Annotated in this window: 16 protein-coding genes; 7 read left to right on the top strand and 9 right to left on the bottom strand. The window is 65.8% G+C overall.

Annotated elements, in window-relative coordinates; genetic code table 11:
* Positions 1 to 19 precede the first annotated feature (19 nt).
* On the bottom strand, positions 20 to 799 hold the full coding sequence (mlaE, locus tag Herbaro_RS18810) for a lipid asymmetry maintenance ABC transporter permease subunit MlaE (RefSeq protein WP_275011130.1): 780 nt from the start codon (positions 797 to 799) through the stop codon (positions 20 to 22).
* The gene (locus Herbaro_RS18815) at positions 796 to 1,599 is read right to left on the bottom strand and encodes an ABC transporter ATP-binding protein (RefSeq protein ID WP_275011131.1); all 804 of its coding nucleotides are present in this window, start codon (positions 1,597 to 1,599) and stop codon (positions 796 to 798) included. The genes mlaE and Herbaro_RS18815 overlap by 4 nt, the downstream gene beginning before the upstream one ends.
* A 369-nt stretch (positions 1,600 to 1,968) precedes the next feature.
* Between Herbaro_RS18815 and ychF the strand changes: the two genes are divergently transcribed.
* The 3 genes from ychF to Herbaro_RS18830 all read left to right on the top strand — a co-directional run bounded on the left by ychF (position 1,969) and on the right by Herbaro_RS18830 (position 5,383).
* On the top strand, positions 1,969 to 3,060 hold the full coding sequence (ychF, locus tag Herbaro_RS18820) for a redox-regulated ATPase YchF (protein ID WP_275011132.1): 1,092 nt from the start codon (positions 1,969 to 1,971) through the stop codon (positions 3,058 to 3,060).
* A 111-nt stretch (positions 3,061 to 3,171) separates the two neighbouring features.
* Positions 3,172 to 4,080, top strand: coding sequence for a class I SAM-dependent methyltransferase (locus Herbaro_RS18825; protein ID WP_275011133.1), 909 nt, complete (start codon positions 3,172 to 3,174; stop codon positions 4,078 to 4,080).
* A 184-nt stretch (positions 4,081 to 4,264) separates the two neighbouring features.
* Positions 4,265 to 5,383, top strand: a complete 1,119-nt coding sequence (locus Herbaro_RS18830; protein ID WP_275011134.1) for a GGDEF domain-containing protein — start codon at positions 4,265 to 4,267, stop codon at positions 5,381 to 5,383.
* Here Herbaro_RS18830 and Herbaro_RS18835 read toward each other — a convergent pair whose 3' ends face one another.
* From Herbaro_RS18835 to Herbaro_RS18865, 7 genes are all read right to left on the bottom strand, one after another.
* On the bottom strand, positions 5,384 to 6,274 hold the full coding sequence (locus tag Herbaro_RS18835; RefSeq protein ID WP_275011135.1) for a DMT family transporter: 891 nt from the start codon (positions 6,272 to 6,274) through the stop codon (positions 5,384 to 5,386). It lies immediately after the preceding gene.
* Positions 6,275 to 6,416: 142 nt separating this feature from the next.
* A complete protein-coding gene (locus tag Herbaro_RS18840; protein WP_275011136.1) occupies positions 6,417 to 6,677 on the bottom strand; it encodes a YfhL family 4Fe-4S dicluster ferredoxin in 261 nt (86 codons plus the stop codon).
* A gap of 117 nt (positions 6,678 to 6,794) precedes the next feature.
* A complete protein-coding gene (gene coaD, locus Herbaro_RS18845) occupies positions 6,795 to 7,283 on the bottom strand; it encodes a pantetheine-phosphate adenylyltransferase (protein ID WP_079218081.1) in 489 nt (162 codons plus the stop codon).
* A 36-nt stretch (positions 7,284 to 7,319) separates the two neighbouring features.
* A complete protein-coding gene (gene rsmD / locus Herbaro_RS18850) occupies positions 7,320 to 7,967 on the bottom strand; it encodes a 16S rRNA (guanine(966)-N(2))-methyltransferase RsmD (RefSeq protein ID WP_275011137.1) in 648 nt (215 codons plus the stop codon).
* Positions 7,968 to 7,977: 10 nt separating this feature from the next.
* On the bottom strand, positions 7,978 to 9,312 hold the full coding sequence (locus Herbaro_RS18855; protein ID WP_275011138.1) for a M16 family metallopeptidase: 1,335 nt from the start codon (positions 9,310 to 9,312) through the stop codon (positions 7,978 to 7,980).
* Positions 9,313 to 9,367: 55 nt separating this feature from the next.
* The gene (locus Herbaro_RS18860; RefSeq protein ID WP_275011139.1) at positions 9,368 to 10,003 is read right to left on the bottom strand and encodes a nucleotide-binding protein; all 636 of its coding nucleotides are present in this window, start codon (positions 10,001 to 10,003) and stop codon (positions 9,368 to 9,370) included.
* 66 nt (positions 10,004 to 10,069) lie between these two features.
* Positions 10,070 to 11,452, bottom strand: a complete 1,383-nt coding sequence (locus Herbaro_RS18865) for a M16 family metallopeptidase (RefSeq protein ID WP_275011140.1) — start codon at positions 11,450 to 11,452, stop codon at positions 10,070 to 10,072.
* A 182-nt stretch (positions 11,453 to 11,634) separates the two neighbouring features.
* Here Herbaro_RS18865 and ftsY point away from each other — a divergent pair, with 182 nt between their 5' ends.
* From ftsY to rpoH, 4 genes are all read left to right on the top strand, one after another.
* Positions 11,635 to 12,762, top strand: a complete 1,128-nt coding sequence (gene ftsY / locus Herbaro_RS18870) for a signal recognition particle-docking protein FtsY (protein WP_275011141.1) — start codon at positions 11,635 to 11,637, stop codon at positions 12,760 to 12,762.
* 5 nt (positions 12,763 to 12,767) lie between these two features.
* Positions 12,768 to 13,460 carry a cell division ATP-binding protein FtsE gene (locus Herbaro_RS18875; protein ID WP_275011142.1) on the top strand — a complete coding sequence of 231 codons (693 nt, stop codon included), beginning with the start codon at positions 12,768 to 12,770 and terminating at the stop codon, positions 13,458 to 13,460.
* Complete coding sequence (gene ftsX / locus Herbaro_RS18880; RefSeq protein WP_275011143.1) at positions 13,457 to 14,380, top strand: permease-like cell division protein FtsX; 924 nt, start codon at positions 13,457 to 13,459, stop codon at positions 14,378 to 14,380. Before Herbaro_RS18875 ends, ftsX begins: the two co-directional genes overlap by 4 nt.
* A gap of 446 nt (positions 14,381 to 14,826) precedes the next feature.
* Positions 14,827 to 15,696, top strand: coding sequence for an RNA polymerase sigma factor RpoH (rpoH, locus tag Herbaro_RS18885; protein ID WP_275011144.1), 870 nt, complete (start codon positions 14,827 to 14,829; stop codon positions 15,694 to 15,696).
* Positions 15,697 to 15,706: the final 10 nt, after the last annotated feature.

A 15,706-nucleotide genomic window follows, 5' to 3' on the forward strand; every position in this document is an offset into this window, starting at 1 on the left:
CCGGCCCGCCGTCATTCTGTCAGCTGAACATCAGCGCGGTCAGGAGGAAGTCCAGACCCAGCACCATCAAAGAAGCGATCACCACGGTGCGGGTGGTCGCGCGCGCCACGCCTTCCGGCGTCGGCTGCGCCTCGTAGCCCTGGAACAGCGCGACGAAGGTCACCGCGATGCCGAACACGATGCTCTTCAGCACGCCGTTGGCGATGTCGTTCCAGACGTCCACGCCGCCTTGCATCTGCGACCAGAACGCGCCCTCGTCGACGCCGATCATCAGCACGCCGACGATGTAGCCGCCGATCACGCCCACGGCGCTGAAGATCGCCGCCAGCACCGGCATGGCGATCACGCCGGCCCAGAAGCGCGGCGCCACCACGCGCTGCAGCGGATTGACCGCCATCATTTCCATCGCGGACAGCTGCTCGCCGGCCTTCATCAGGCCGATCTCGGCGGTCAGCGAGGTGCCGGCGCGGCCGGCGAACAGCAGCGCCGTCACCACCGGGCCCAGTTCGCGCGTCAGCGACAAGGCCACCAGCAGGCCCAGCGCCTGTTCGGAGCCGTACTTGTTAAGCGTGTAATAGCCCTGCAGGCCGAGCACGAAGCCGACGAACAGCCCCGAGACGGCGATGATCACCAGCGAGTAGTTGCCGATGAAGTGGATCTGGTCGGTGATCAGGCGCGGGCGGCGCAGCAGGCCCAGCGAGGCGCCCAGCATGTTGACGAACATGCGCGCGGCAAAGCCGACGCCGGCCACGAACTCGCGGATGGAGCGGCCCAGGCCGCCGAGCAGGCCGGCAATCATGGGCGGCCTCCCAGGCCGAGATCCTCGGCCAGCGACTTGCCCGGATAGTGGAACGGCACCGGGCCGTCCGTTTCGGCATGCACGAATTGCTTCACGTAAGGATCGGAGGAAGTGCGCATCTCGTCGGGCGTGCCCTGGGCCACGATCTTGCCGGCCGACAGGAAATACACGTAATCGGCGATCGAGAAGGATTCGTTGACGTCGTGCGACACCAGGATCGAGGTCGACCCCAGGGCGTCGTTGAGACGGCGGATCAGGTTGGCGGTCACGCCCATGGAAATCGGATCGAGGCCGGCGAAGGGCTCGTCGTACATGATCAGCATCGGGTCGAGCGCGATCGTGCGCGCCAGCGCCACGCGACGCGCCATGCCGCCGGAGATCTCGGCCGGCTTCAGGGCCGCGGCGTTGCGCAGGCCGACGGCATTGAGCTTCATGAGCACCAGGTCGCGGATCAGCTCCTCGCCCAGGTCGGTGTGCTCGCGCAGCGGGAACGCCACGTTGTCGAACACGGTCATGTCGGTAAACAGCGCGCCGTTCTGGAACAGCATGCCCATTTTGCGGCGCAGCAGATAGAGCTGTTTCGTATCCAGCCCCGGGACGTTCTCGCCATCCACCGCCAGCGTGCCCTGCTGCGGCTGCAACTGGCCGCCGATCAGGCGCAGGATGGTGGTCTTGCCCGACCCCGAACCGCCCATTACCGCCACCACTTTTCCGCGAGGGAAATCCATATGGAGGCCGGACAGGATCGGCCGGTCGCCATAACGGAAGTGCAGATCGCGGATTTCTACGATATTAGGCAAGGGGATTTCTTTTGTTCTTTGAAAAGCGACATTGTAGAGCAAAATTTACAAATCGCTTTCAAGAAGGCAATACAGCGTGTAAATCGACCGCAAGGAAAAAGACCGATCTTTACAGCTTGAATACAATTTCACCGAAGATACAAACCGATCGCGACAGCGCCCTTAGTGACGGCAGAGTCACTAAGCGTGCGCATCCACACCAAGCCTCGCTGCCGTGGTGTCGATACAACGCTTTTTCCCGCCTTCGCCGCGCAGCAACGAAACGATTCGTCTCACCATAAGCCCTCACCGGTCCGGCGACCGGATACCCTAGGGATTCGCCGCCGCGCCTTGATACAATGTCGGTTTTGCTTTCGGAAGAATTTTGTCATGAGCCTCAAATGCGGCATCGTGGGCCTGCCCAACGTCGGTAAATCCACCCTCTTCAACGCGCTGACCAAGGCCGGCATCGCCGCCGAGAACTATCCGTTCTGCACCATCGAACCCAATGTCGGCGTGGTGGAAGTGCCGGATCCGCGCCTGAACGCGCTGGCCGAGATCGTCAAGCCCGAGCGCATCCTGCCGGCCACGGTCGAGTTCGTCGACATCGCCGGCCTGGTGGCGGGCGCCTCCAAGGGCGAAGGCCTGGGCAACCAGTTCCTGTCCCACATCCGCGAGACCGACGCCATCGTCAACGTGGTGCGCTGCTTCGAAGATCCCAACGTCATCCACGTCGCCGGCCGCGTGAGCCCGCTGGACGACATCGCCGTGATCCAGACCGAACTGGCGCTGGCCGACATGGGCACCGTCGAGAAGGCGATCCACCGCGAGCAGAAGAAGGCGCGCTCGGGCGACAAGGACGCGGCCAAGCTGGTGGCCTTGCTGGAGCGCATCATGCCGGCGCTGGACGACGCCCAACCGGTGCGCGCGCTGGGCCTGGACGCAGAGGAAATGCTGCTGATCAAGCCGCTGTGCCTGATCACCGCCAAGCCGGCCATGTATGTCGCCAACGTCTCCGACAGCGGCTTCACCGACAACCCGCTGCTGGACCAGCTGACCGCCTACGCCAAGGAGCAGAACGCGCCGATCGTGGCCATCTGCGCCGCCATCGAAGCCGAGATCGCCGACCTGGACGATGCCGACCGCGCCGATTTCCTGGCCGACATGGGCATGCAGGAGCCGGGCCTGGACCGCCTGATCCGCGCCGGCTTCAAGCTGCTGGGCCTGCAGACCTACTTCACCGCGGGCGTGAAGGAAGTGCGCGCCTGGACCGTGCCGGTCGGCGCCACCGGCCCGCAGGCCGCCGGCGTGATCCACACCGACTTCGAGCGCGGCTTCATCCGCGCCCAGACCATCGCCTTCGACGACTACATCGCCTGCAAGGGCGAGAACGGCGCCAAGGAAGCGGGCAAGATGCGCGCCGAAGGCAAGGAATACATCGTCAAGGACGGCGATGTGATGAACTTCCTGTTCAACGTCTAAGCAGCACGAGGCGCCGCTCCGATGCGGCGCCTGGCGATGCCTGCATCGCCATGTCTTCATGCAGTCATTGCCGGCCGATATCCTGCCGGCATCACCATCCAGCGCAGCACCATGAGCAAGCAAGCCAACCCCGAGCCAGGCCGGACCAAAGGCCGCGCACACCGTCCGCAGCAGGCGGCCGACGCCGCCCCGCTGGCCAATGAGATACGCCCCGGCCAGTCGATCGAACTGCTCAAGGAACTGCACATCCTCACGCGCGACGGCAAGCTCAACCAGGACAGCCGCCGCAAGCTCAAGCAGGTCTACCACCTCTACCAGTTCATCGAACCGCTGTTGAACGAAGTGTTGCAGGAGCACCCGGACGTGACGCTGGTCGACCACGGCGCCGGCAAGTCCTATCTCGGCTTCATCCTGTACGACCTGTTCTTCAAGGCGCTGCAGGGCGCGCCCCACATCTACGGCATCGAGACGCGCGAAGAGCTGGTCAAGAAATCGGAAGAACTGGCCGCGCGCCTGGGTTTCGGCGGCATGTCCTTCGTCAACCTGTCGGTGGCCGACTCCATCACCTCCGAGCGCCTGCCGGCGCAGATCGACGTGGTCACCGCCCTGCACGCCTGCGACACCGCCACCGACGACGCCATCCACTTCGCCCTGGCCAAAGAGGCCCGCTTCATCGTGCTGGTGCCGTGCTGCCAGGCGGAAGTGGCGTCGGTGCTGAACCGCAACAAGGGCAAGTCGCTGGCCAATTCGCTGACCGAGATCTGGCGCCATCCGCTGCACACGCGCGAATTCGGCAGCCAGGTCACCAATGTGCTGCGCTGCCTGCAGTTGGAGGCGCATGGCTACAAGGTCAGCGTGACCGAACTGGTGGGCTGGGAACATTCGATGAAGAACGAACTGATCGTGGCCCAGTACCGCGACCTGCCGCGGCGCCGGCCGATCGAGCGCCTGCAGGAAGTCCTGCGCACGCTGGGGCTGGACGAAATGGGAGACCGCTTCTTCACGCCGCAGGCGGCCTGAGGCAAGCGCACGCGGGAACGTTTCTTGCACGGGTTCGATGGGGATGGCGGCGTGGCGCGCGGGACTCAAGTCCGGCGCCGGCGCTGCCGATATAGCCGCCAGCAGGATGACGCCGCGCGGCGGGCAAGGGGGTGCCGGGAAACCGGCTTGCGCAATGGGGGCCGGCCAAGGCCGGGGAACGCACATGACGATGGCTGTCGACACGGAAACGCTGATGGAAGAGAACCTGCAACTGCGCGCCGAACTGCAGGACCTGCTGCAGCAGGCGCATATCAACCAATCCATCATCGAGCGCCACCAGGCCTTCGACCTGAAGCTGATCGGCGCCAGCGAATTCCGCGAGCTGATCGACGCCATGCTCTCGACCATGCCGGGCGTGTTCAACCTGGAGACGGTCACGCTGTCCCTGATCGACGACGATTACGCCATCCAGCGCATCCTGCGCGACCTGCAGATCGGCGTGAACGAATTCCCCAACCTGCTGTTCCTGAAACAGCCGCTGGTCCTGCCTGACGATGCCGAGGGCGCATTGTCGCCGGAGAAGCCGCGCCTGGGCGAGTATGAGGCCGCGCTGCACCAACCGCTGTTCCCCGGCTACCAGCCGGTGAGCGTGGCGCTGCTGCCGCTGGTGCGCCAGCACCGCCTGCTCGGCTACCTGGCGCTGGGCAGCGCCCACCTGGAGCGCTTCACGCGGGCGCTGGCTACCGATTTCATCCAGCGCCTGGCCACGGTGGTGGCGATCTGCCTGGAAAACGTCATCAACAACGAGCGCCTCAAGCATATCGGCCTGACCGATCCGCTGACCGGCGTGAACAATCGCCGCTACATCGAGCAGCGCATGCACGAGGAAGTCGCGCGCGGCCAGCGCGAACGCTCCGCCCTGTCCTGCCTGTTCATCGATATCGACCATTTCAAGCGCGTCAACGACCAGTACGGGCACCAGAGCGGCGACGATGTGCTGCGCGAAGTCGCCGCCCGCATCAAGAAGGAATTGCGATTGTCGGATGCGCTGGGCCGCTTCGGCGGGGAAGAGTTCGTGGTGCTGCTCACCCACGCCACGCGCGAGGACGCGGCGCGCATCGCCGAGCGTATCCGCTCCGGCATCGCCAGCCGCGGCATCATGATCGACGGCTCGCGCGACGCGCTCAAGATCACCGCCTCCATCGGCGCCTCGTCGCTGATGCCGCCGGAGCGCAGTCGCCCGGCCGAGGAGGTCAAGCAAGCCATGCTCAAGGCGGCCGACCAGGCGCTCTACCAGGCCAAGGAAAGCGGCCGCAACCGCGTGGTGCTGGCCAACAACTGATCAGGCCGGCGAAGGGGCCGCCGCGCGACGGTCGCGAATGATCCATGGCGCGGCGATGATCAGCGCGCCGCCGACCAGGTCCTGCACCCGCAGCTCGGCCGCGCCCAGCAGCCAGGCCGACAGGCTCGCCACCAGGATCTCCGCCAGCATCACCACCGCCGTGATGTTGGCCGGCAAGCGCGCCACGCCGTATTGCAGGCACAGGTTGGAAACCAGGAACAGCACCGCCCACAAACCCACCAGCGGCCAGGCCGCGCCCGGCAACGCCGCCGGCCAGGCAATCAGGCCCGCCACCGAGAGCGCCACGCCCAGCAAGCAGGCCAGCGCCGCCCCGCCGCTCAGCATGGCGATCGCGCGCGCGCCGTCGGAGACGCCGTGCAGCCGGCGCAGCTGGACATTGTTGACGGCGAAGCACATGCCGCCCAGCACCGCCAGCCAGTCGGGCAGCGTGCGCGGCAAGGGCAAGCCCAGGCGCGGCTGGTAGAGCACGATCACGGCGCCGCACAGCCCCATCGCCACGCGCCCCAGCGAACGCGGGGTGACGGCCTCGTGCAGCACCAGGCGCGCCAGCACCACGGTCCAGATCGGCATCAGGTAGAACAGCAGGATCACCCGCACCACGTCGCCGTAGGCGATGGCGACGTTGAAGGCGGCGTTGGTCAGGCCGGTCGTCAGGGCCACGATGAGCAGCTCGGGATGGCGCCACAGTTGCGGGATGTCGCGGTGCTTCAGCGCCAGCAGCATGGCGGCGCAACCGACGAAGATGGCCGCGGTCGCCCACAGCGGATGCAGGCCCATGCCGTCCAGCGCGCGCATGCCGGTCCACGACAGGCCCCAGATGGTGACGTTGATCAGCAGCGCCGCGACGGCGGATTTGGAAAGGTGTTGCATCGTTATGGTCTTGTGATGGCGAAGCGACGTCGCCGTAGCGTGCGCATGCGCCGGCGGCATGCCCGGCGCGCAAAGAAAAAGCCGGCAATGCCGGCTTCCTGGTAATGTCCTGCGGCGCCGCGGACCAATCCCGGCGCCAACTTCAACCCTGCTTGGCCCCGGCCTGCAGGCGTTCGTACTTGTCCATCAGCTGTTCGCGGCTTTCGCGCCAGGCCGGGTTGAACGGGATGCAGGCGACCGGGCAGACCTGCTGGCACTGAGGCTCGTCGAAATGGCCGACGCACTCGGTGCACTTGTCCGGATCGATCTCATAGATCTGCGGCCCCATGTAGATTGCTTCGTTGGGGCATTCCGGCTCGCAGACGTCGCAATTGATGCAATCGTCGGTAATCATCAGCGCCATGCCAGCTCCTTCGCGCGTGCGCCGCATTGCATGCGCCGCGCCATCCCACCTGCGTACTTTCCCGCCAAAAGCTTCATCGAACTACCCTGCCTCACAACCGGCTACCGCACAACGGATTCAACCGTTCTGCTTGGCTATCTTGGCCTTCAGCCACTTCTCGACCGAAGGAAACACGAATTTGGACACATCCCCGCCCAGCTGGGCGATCTCGCGCACGATGGTGCCGGAGATGAACTGATATTGGTCCGACGGCGTCAGGAACAAGGTCTCGACGTCCGGCAGCAGGTAGCGGTTCATGCCCGCCATCTGGAATTCATACTCGAAGTCGGACACCGCGCGCAGCCCGCGCACGATCACGCGCGCATTGTTCTGGCGGACGAAGTCCTTGAGCAATCCGGAAAAACTTTCCACCTGGACATTCGGATAATGCCCCAGCACTTCATTGGCGATCGACAGGCGCTCTTCAAGCGAAAAAAACGGCTTCTTGTTCTTGCTGTCCGCTACGCCGACCACCAGCTTGTCGAACAATCCGGAAGCGCGGCGGACCAGGTCCTCATGGCCGCGCGTCAACGGATCGAATGTCCCTGGATATACAGCAGTGACCATGGTGTCTCCTCCCCGGCAATTCAATCAGAACGCGCATTATGCCTGAATTTGCGCGGCGCTTTTGCGTTGCAATAAATGATAGAAGACCATGCCGGCCTTGTCCGAACGCAGCACCTCCCATGCCGCCATCCATGCAGGCGCGTCATCGCCGTCGAGCGGGAATTCGGCTTCCGCGTAGACCAGGCCGGACGGTTCCAGCAGCGCCTCGCAGGCAGGCAGCACCTTTTCCAGCCAGCCCTGGTGGTAGGGCGGATCGATGAACACCAACCGATAGGCGCCCGGCTCTCGCTGGGCGGCGCCGCGCACGGCGGCCAGCGCGTCGCCGCGCACGATGGCGATGGCGTCGGCCTTGAGCTTGTCGCGGTTGGCTTCCAACTGGCGCACCGCGGCGCCGCTCTGCTCCACCATCACCACGCGGCGCGCGCCGCGGCTGGCGGCCTCGAAGCCCAGCGCGCCGGAGCCGGCGAACAGGTCGAGGCAGGCGCACTGCTCCCAGGCGCCGTCCAGCAGATGGGTCAGCCAGTTGAAGACGGTCTCGCGCACGCGGTCGGGGGTCGGGCGCAGGCCTTCGGCATCCAGCACCGGCAAGGGCGTGCGCTTCCACTGGCCGCCGATGATGCGCACCTGGTGCGGGCCGCGCGCGGCCGGCTTGGCCGCCGGGCGGCCCTTGCTGCTCTTGTTCATGGCGACGTCCTTACTTCGCCGCGGCGACGGGTTCGTCTTCGCCCACGATCACCGTCGACAGCTGCTCGGGGTGCACATGCTTGCGGAAAGCCGCGCGCACGTCGGCCACGCTGACCTCGCGGATGCGCGCGATCCAGCGGTCGAGGTAGTCCAGCGGCAAGTTGTAGAAACCGATCACCGCCATGTTTTCCAGCAGCTTGCCGTTGCTGTCGATGCGCAGCGCGAAGCCGCCGGCGAGATTGTCCTTGGCGGCCTTCATCTCGGCCGCGGTGGGGCCGTCCTTCAGGAATTTGTCGAGCGTGGCGCGGGTCACCTGCAGCGCCTCGGCGGTCTGCTCCTTCTTGGTCTGCAGGCCGATCTGGAACGGGCCGGGCTGGGCCAGCGGCGAGAAGGCGCTGTAGACGCTGTAGGTCAGGCCGCGCTTCTCGCGCACCTCGTCGGTCAGGCGCGAGACGAAACCGCCGCCGCCCAGGATGTAGTTGCCCACGGTGAGCGGGAAGAAGTCCATGTCGCCGCGCTGGATCGCCGGCGCGCCGATCAGGATGTGCGATTGCGAGGCCGGATGCGCGATCCTCGTCTGGCCGCCCTTGGCCGGCTCCACCGGCGGCAGCGCCGGCAAGGCCGCGCCTTGCGGCAGCTCGCGCGTCAGGCCGGCGGCGACCTGCTCTGCCTCGGCACGGGTCAGGTCGCCGATGATGGCGATGACGGCGCGGTTGGCGACGTAGTGGGCGTGGTGGAAGGCCACCACATCCTCGCGCGTGATCGCCTGGACGCTGGCTTCGCTGGCGTCGGCCGCATACGGGTGCCGGCCGTAGAGCGCCGCCATGAAAGCTTTCTCGGCGATGGATTCCGGCTTGGTCAGCTCTTCGCGGATGCCGGAGATGGCCAGCGCCTTGTCGCGCTCCAGGCCGGCCTGCGGGAAGCTGGGATGGGCCAGCATGCGCGCCACCAGCGTCAGCGCGGCTTCGCGTTCGGCCTGCGACGACAGCGTGCGCAACTTGACGCCGCCGCGATCCTGCCCGGCGCCGGCTTGCTCCTGGGCGGCGACATCGGCAAAGCCGTCCAGGATCTGCGCTTCGCTCAACTCAGGACCATCGCCGCCGGCCACGCCGCGCGTCAGGCTGGCCACGGTCAGCTCGGCCAGGCCGGCGCGGCCGGCCGGATCGCGGCGCTGGCCGGCGTCGAACTGCACGCTGACATCCAGCATGGGGATCGCATGGTTGGCCACGAACAGCACGCGCGCGCCGTCGGGCTGGGTCCACGACTGGATCTGCAACGCGGCCGAGGCCGGCGCAGAAGCCGCGAAACCGAGTGAAACAAACAGGATGCCGAAATATTTTTTCATAAAGCCAGGTACCAATTGAAAACGATGGACGCCGCCAGGCGGGCGCCCCGGCGGATCATCCGCCCCTTGTCTTGCCGACCCATTCCAGCACGGGCTGCCACTGTTCGAGGTCGCGCTGCACGCGCGAGGGCGCGATGTCCCACAGCGTCAGGCCATGCGCGGCCAGTTGCACGTAATTCTGCGTGTCGCGCAGATAGCCCAGCACCGGCAGCTTCAGGCCGTCGATGAAGCGGTGCAGTTGCTCGGCCGAGCGGGTGCGCGCGTCGACCCGCATGCCGACGATGCCGACGTCGATCTCGCCGTTACGCACCGCCTTCTCGTCGGCCAGCCGGCGCAGGAAATCCTGCGTGGCGAGGATGTCGAAGATCGACGGCTGCAGCGGCACCAGCACCTTGTCGGCCATCTTCAGCGCATCGTTGAGGCGCCAGCCGTGCAGCCCGGCCGGCGTGTCCAGCACCACGTGGCTGGTTCCCTTGGGCGGCTTGGCGACGTAATCCTCGCTGACCTCCCAGGTAGTGATGGGGCGCGCCCCCGGCGGGCGCAGGCCGAGCCAGGCGCGGGCCGACTGCTGGCGGTCGATATCGCCCAGCAGCACGCCATGTCCCTGGCTGGCGAAGTAGCCGGCAAGATTGGTGGACAAGGTACTTTTGCCGACTCCGCCCTTGGGATTGGCGACGACGATGACAGGCATGTTTTCCTCCGAGAAGAACAGCGAACCCGATCGACAGCAGACAGGACGAAACCGTTGGCGCCGGGCTCAGTGCAGCATGCCCGGCGGCGGCGGCGCGGGCTTCTTGCCGTCCAGCGGCAGCGGCGCCAGCGTGGCCACGGTCAGGTTATCGTCCTTGAAATATTTTTGCGCGACCGCCTGCACCTGCTCGGGCGTGACGCTCTTGAGCCGGTCGATGATGCGGTCGATGTTTTGCTGGCCGATGCCTGCGGTTTCCATCATGCCGATTTCCATGGCCTGGCCGAACACCGAATCCCGCTTGTAGACCTGGGCGGCGATCAGTTGGGTCTTCACGCGCTGCAGCTCCTGCGCCGACACGCCCTCCTTGGCAATGCGCTCGACCTCGCCGCGCAGCAGGCCTTCCAGCTGCTCGGTGGTGACGCCGGCGGCCGGCGTGCCTTCCAGCGTGAACAGCACCGGGCCGCGCGCCACGCCGCTGTAGCTGGCGCCGACGCTGCTGGCCTTGCCGCCGGTGCGCACCAGGTTGGCGGTCAGGCGGGCGTTGTCGTAACCGTCCAGCACCGCCGACAGCACGTCCAGCGCGTAGGCTTCCTGGTCCTGCTCGACCTCGCGCAACGCCGGCACCTTGAAGGCCAGCACCACATACGGGTTCTCGGCCGGCGCCTTGACCGTCACGCGGCGCAGGCCCAGCTGCTGCGGTTCGTTCTGGGGCTTGTTGCGGGAGGTGTCGCGCGGCAGCGGACGGGCCGGGATCTTGCCGAAATACTTGTTGGCCAGCGCCAGCACGCGGCCGGTGTCGACATCGCCGGCCACCACCAGGGTGGCGTTGTTGGGGGCATACCATTGGCGGTACCAGGCGGCGATGTCCTGCACGTTCATGTGCTGCAGGTCGTCCATCCAGCCGACCACCGGATGGTGATAGGGATGCGCGGTCCAGGCGGCGGCGTTGAGCGCCTCGTTGAGCAGGCCCATGGGCTGGTCGTCGGTGCGCCAGCGGCGCTCTTCCATCACCACGCGGATTTCCTTGGCGAACTCGGCGGCGTCGAACTGGAGATTGGCCATGCGGTCGGCCTCCAGCGCCATCACGGTTTCCAGGTGGGTCTTCTCGATCTGCTGGAAGTAGGCGGTGAAGTCGTTGGCGGTGAAGGCGTTCTCCTGGCCGCCGATCTCGGCCACCAGGCGGCTGAATTCGCCGACCTTGTGCTTCCTGGTGCCCTTGAACATCATGTGTTCCAGCGCGTGCGAGATACCGGTGGTGCCGTTGAGCTCATCGATGGAGCCGACCTTGTACCAGACCATCTGCACTGCCGTGGGGGCGCGGCGATCTTCCTTGACCACCACCTTCATGCCGTTCCTGAGTACGAATTCCTGGGCGGTCTGGGCCTGCGCCAGCGCGGCGCAGAAGCCGAAAAGCCCGATGGAGAGGATTGCTCTGATCTTCAATTTCATTCGTCGCGCTCTGATAAAATGCGGGGATTCATTGACCCTGGCGGCCGCGCGGGTTCTGGAACCTGTCCCTGAGGATGGGCAATTGTAACCCGTCCCATGCGCTTGTCAGGACAAGATCCGGCATTGCGCCGCAACCCGATCCGCCCTCGCCGCCGCCAGAACTACTCCAAGAACGCCACGCGATGTTTAGTTTCTTCAAGAAAAAGCCCAAGCCGGAAGCGCAGCCCGTCCTGCCGCCAAACCCGCCGGCAGAGGTGCAAACGCCAGTCAGCCAGCCTGAAGCGCCAGCCGTCCCCGCCGACATCAGCCCGGTGATTCCCGAGCCCGTCGCACCCCAGGCGCAGCCCGCCGCCGTCGACGCCATCGAGGAAGAGGCCGAGCTGGTGGAAGCGCCGCAACCGACCGCCGAAGCCAAGCGCTCCTGGCTGTCGCGCCTCAAGTCCGGGCTGTCCAAGACCTCCAGCAACCTGACCACGCTGTTCGTGGGCGCGCGCATCGACGACGAGCTCTACGAAGAGCTGGAGTCCGCGCTGCTGGTGTCCGACGCCGGCGTCGAGGCGACCCAATGGGTGCTGGACGAATTGAAGAAGAAGGTCAAGGCCGAGCGCCTGACCGAGGCCGCGCAGGTGCGCACCGCGCTGCGCGCGCTGCTGATCGACCTGCTGCAGCCGTTGCAGCGCCCGCTGGTGCTGGGCCGCGAGCAGCCGCTGGTGATGATGATCGCCGGCGTCAACGGCGCCGGCAAGACCACCACCATCGGCAAGCTGGCGCTGCACCTGCAGGCCCACGGCCAGTCGGTGCTGCTGGCCGCCGGCGACACCTTCCGCGCCGCCGCGCGCGAGCAGCTGGCGGTCTGGGGCGAGCGCAACAACGTCTCGGTGATCGCCCAGGAATCGGGCGACCCGGCCGCGGTCGCCTTCGACGCCGTGCATTCGGCCACCGCCCGCGGCACCAACGTGGTCATGGTGGACACCGCCGGCCGCTTGCCGACGCAGTTGCACCTGATGGACGAGCTCAAGAAGATCAAGCGCGTGATCGCCAAGGGCATGGCCACGGCGCCGCACGAGGTGCTGCTGGTCATCGACGGCAACACCGGCCAGAACGCGCTGGCCCAGGTCAAGGCCTTCGACGACGCGCTGGGCCTGACCGGCCTGGTCGTGACCAAGCTCGACGGCACCGCCAAGGGCGGCATCCTGGCAGCCATCGCCAAGACCCGCCCGGTACCGCTGTACTTCATCGGCGTGGGCGAGAAGATCGAAGACCTGCAGCCCTTCAACGCCACCGAATTTGTCGACGCCCTCCTGAGCTGAAGCCGATGATCGAATTTTCCCGGGTATCCAAGCAGTACGCGCGCGAGGTCTACGCCTTGCGCGACATTTCGCTGTCGGTGGGCAAGGGCGAGCTGGTGTTCCTGGCCGGCCCCTCGGGCGCAGGCAAGTCGACGCTCTTGAAGATGATCGCCGCCATCGAGCGGCCCAGCGCCGGCAAGCTGACCGTCAACGGCCAGGACATCGGCGCCATCAAGGCCTCCGGCCTGCCCTACCTGCGCCGCAACCTGGGCCTGATCTTCCAGCACCAGCGCCTGCTGCTGAACCGCAACCTGCTGGGCAACGTGATGCTGCCGCTGATCGTCACCGGCTCCTCGCGCGCCGATGCCGAGAAGCGCGCCCGCGCCGCTCTCGACAAGGTGGACCTGCTGGACAAGGCCTTGTCCGAGCCGCAGGAACTGTCCGGCGGCGAACAACAGCGCGTGGCGATCGCCCGCGCCATCGTCAACCGCCCGCAGATCATCCTGGCCGACGAACCCACCGCCAACCTCGACCGCGCCAATGCCAACAAGGTGCTGGCGGCGCTGAAGTCCTTCCACGGCGTGGGCGTGACTTGCCTGATCTCCACCCACGACGAGCAATACCTGACCGGCGCCGACCGCATCGTCTACCTGGACCGCGGCCGCATCGTCGACGGCTGGCATAACGGCGTGGCCAACCCGGTGGAGGTGTCGCCATGAACTGGTTGCGCCAACACTATGCCGCCATGATGGATGCGCTGCGCCACCTACTGCGCTCGCCCGGCAACTTCCTGCTCAACGTGCTGGTGGTGTCGATCGCGCTGGCGCTGCCCTTCGCCGGCCTGTCGGCGCTGGAAAACGTGCGGCCGATTTCCGAGCAGATGTCGGTCGAGCCCGAGATCAGCATCTTCATGAAGATGGACGCCGGCCGCGACGCCTCGCAGGCCATGGGCAAGACCATCGCCCAGGTCCTGAAGGACAGCGACACCGTCGGCCGCGTTGAATTCATCCCGCGCGAAAAGGCCTTCGATGCCTTGAAGAGCAAGACCGGCCTGGCCGACGTGCTGGCCACGCTGGGCAGCAATCCGCTGCCGGACAGCTTCGTGCTGCGCCTGCCGGGCTTCCAGAACGCCATGGACGCCGGCCGCGTCGACGACATCGCGCAAAAGCTCAAGAGCCAGCCCGGCGTAGATACCGTCCAGATCGACTCCGAATGGGTCAAGCGCCTGGCGGCGCTGCTGCGCATCCTGCGGCTGGTGTTGCTGTTCCTGGGCATCACGCTGGGCGCGGTGGTGATCGCCGTGGTGTTCAACACCATCCGCCTGCAGGTGATGACCCAGCGCGAGGAGATCGAGGTCTCGCGCCTGCTGGGCGCGACCAACTCCTTCATCCATCGCCCGTTCTACTACACCGGCGCCCTGCTCGGCCTGTGCGCCGGCGGGGTGGCGCTGGGGCTGGTGGTGGCGGCGCAGCAACCGCTCAACACGGCCATCCTGGATTTCGCCCACCTGTACGCCTCCGAGTTCCAGCTGGCGCTGCCCAGCCCGATGTCGATCGCCCTGCTGCTCACGGTCAGCGCGCTGCTGGGACTGTTCGGGGCGATGCTGTCGGTGCGCAGGCACCTGGCGCGCATGGGCTGAACCGGCGCCGCCGATCTTTCCGGATAAACAACAAACGGCCGGCGGGCGAGAAACCCGGCGGCCGTTTTTACGTGATGCAGCTGTGCCCCTTGAAAACGGCTCAGCTGCCTCTATATGCAGAACTCCCTCGCTGCAAAAATTGTTACAGGTTTTTGTGCGCGTCTTTGACCCGCATCGCAACTTTGTTCCTCGAAGTCCTTCTAAGATACTAGGGACGAAAGCAATGATTATCAGGATTGCAATAGAGCAGTTCTATCGGGGTCTTCCAAACTTGCAATTAGCACTCTCAAATGACGAGTGCTAGAATACCTTATCGAAATGCTCCAGTTTTAAAGCGCCCCATCAAGGCTTCTGAAGCATTGCCGTATCCGAACGTCGTCTACACGTCGCTTCCGCAAGGAAACAAGGAGAATCAATTGAAAGCAGCGTCTGCACAATCTGCACTTATGCCGGTCGAGTCGAATGCGCTCGCGCTCGGTTTTTCCGGCAGCCTGGGCAACATCGACGCGTATATCTCGGCAGTGAACCGCCTGCCCATGCTGACTGCCGAAGAAGAAGGCAAGCTGGCCCGCGACCTGCGCGAAAAGAACGATCTGGGCGCCGCCCAGAAGATGGTGTTGTCGCACCTGCGCCTGGTGGTGTCGATCGCGCGCGGCTATCTGGGCTACGGCCTGCCGCACGCCGACCTGATCCAGGAAGGCAATATCGGCCTGATGAAGGCGGTCAAGCGCTTCGACCCCAACCAGAACGTGCGCCTGGTGTCGTACGCCATGCACTGGATCAAGGCTGAGATCCACGAATACATCCTGAAGAACTGGCGCCTGGTGAAGGTCGCCACGACCAAGGCCCAGCGCAAGCTGTTCTTCAACCTGCGCAGCCACAAGGAAGGCCTGGACGCCATGACGCCGGCGCAGGTCGAGGCCCTGGCCAAGACCCTGGACGTGAAGCGCGAAGAAGTGATCGAGATGGAAACCCGCCTCTCGGGTCGCGACATCGCGCTGGAGTCGCCCACCGACGATGAAGACGACAAGTTCGCGCCGATTGCCTATCTGTCGTCGGAAAACTCGGAGCCGACCCGCGTGATCGAGTCCAAGCAGTACGACCGCATGCAATCCGAAGGCCTGGAAGCCGCACTGTCCAAGCTGGACGACCGTTCGCGCCGCATCGTGGAAGCCCGCTGGCTGGCCAACGACGACGGCTCGGGCGCGACCCTGCACGAGCTGGCGGCCGAATTCGGCGTCTCGGCCGAGCGGATCCGCCAGATCGAAGCGGTGGCGCTGAAGAAGATGAAGACTGCGCTGCAGGCGTATTCGTAATCCACAGGCA

The organism is Herbaspirillum sp. WKF16 (assembly GCF_028993615.1).
GTDB lineage: Bacteria > Pseudomonadota > Gammaproteobacteria > Burkholderiales > Burkholderiaceae_D > Herbaspirillum.

Coding starts and splice junctions, on each gene's coding strand:
- mlaE (WP_275011130.1), bottom strand. CDS start 799: ATGATTGCCGGCCTGCTCGGCGGCCTGGGCCGCTCCATCCGCGAGTTC.
- ychF (WP_275011132.1), top strand. CDS start 1,969: ATGAGCCTCAAATGCGGCATCGTGGGCCTGCCCAACGTCGGTAAATCC.
- Herbaro_RS18825 (WP_275011133.1), top strand. CDS start 3,172: ATGAGCAAGCAAGCCAACCCCGAGCCAGGCCGGACCAAAGGCCGCGCA.
- Herbaro_RS18830 (WP_275011134.1), top strand. CDS start 4,265: ATGACGATGGCTGTCGACACGGAAACGCTGATGGAAGAGAACCTGCAA.
- Herbaro_RS18835 (WP_275011135.1), bottom strand. CDS start 6,274: ATGCAACACCTTTCCAAATCCGCCGTCGCGGCGCTGCTGATCAACGTC.
- Herbaro_RS18840 (WP_275011136.1), bottom strand. CDS start 6,677: ATGGCGCTGATGATTACCGACGATTGCATCAATTGCGACGTCTGCGAG.
- coaD (WP_079218081.1), bottom strand. CDS start 7,283: ATGGTCACTGCTGTATATCCAGGGACATTCGATCCGTTGACGCGCGGC.
- rsmD (WP_275011137.1), bottom strand. CDS start 7,967: ATGAACAAGAGCAGCAAGGGCCGCCCGGCGGCCAAGCCGGCCGCGCGC.
- Herbaro_RS18855 (WP_275011138.1), bottom strand. CDS start 9,312: ATGAAAAAATATTTCGGCATCCTGTTTGTTTCACTCGGTTTCGCGGCT.
- Herbaro_RS18860 (WP_275011139.1), bottom strand. CDS start 10,003: ATGCCTGTCATCGTCGTCGCCAATCCCAAGGGCGGAGTCGGCAAAAGT.
- Herbaro_RS18865 (WP_275011140.1), bottom strand. CDS start 11,452: ATGAAATTGAAGATCAGAGCAATCCTCTCCATCGGGCTTTTCGGCTTC.
- ftsY (WP_275011141.1), top strand. CDS start 11,635: ATGTTTAGTTTCTTCAAGAAAAAGCCCAAGCCGGAAGCGCAGCCCGTC.
- Herbaro_RS18875 (WP_275011142.1), top strand. CDS start 12,768: ATGATCGAATTTTCCCGGGTATCCAAGCAGTACGCGCGCGAGGTCTAC.
- ftsX (WP_275011143.1), top strand. CDS start 13,457: ATGAACTGGTTGCGCCAACACTATGCCGCCATGATGGATGCGCTGCGC.
- rpoH (WP_275011144.1), top strand. CDS start 14,827: ATGCCGGTCGAGTCGAATGCGCTCGCGCTCGGTTTTTCCGGCAGCCTG.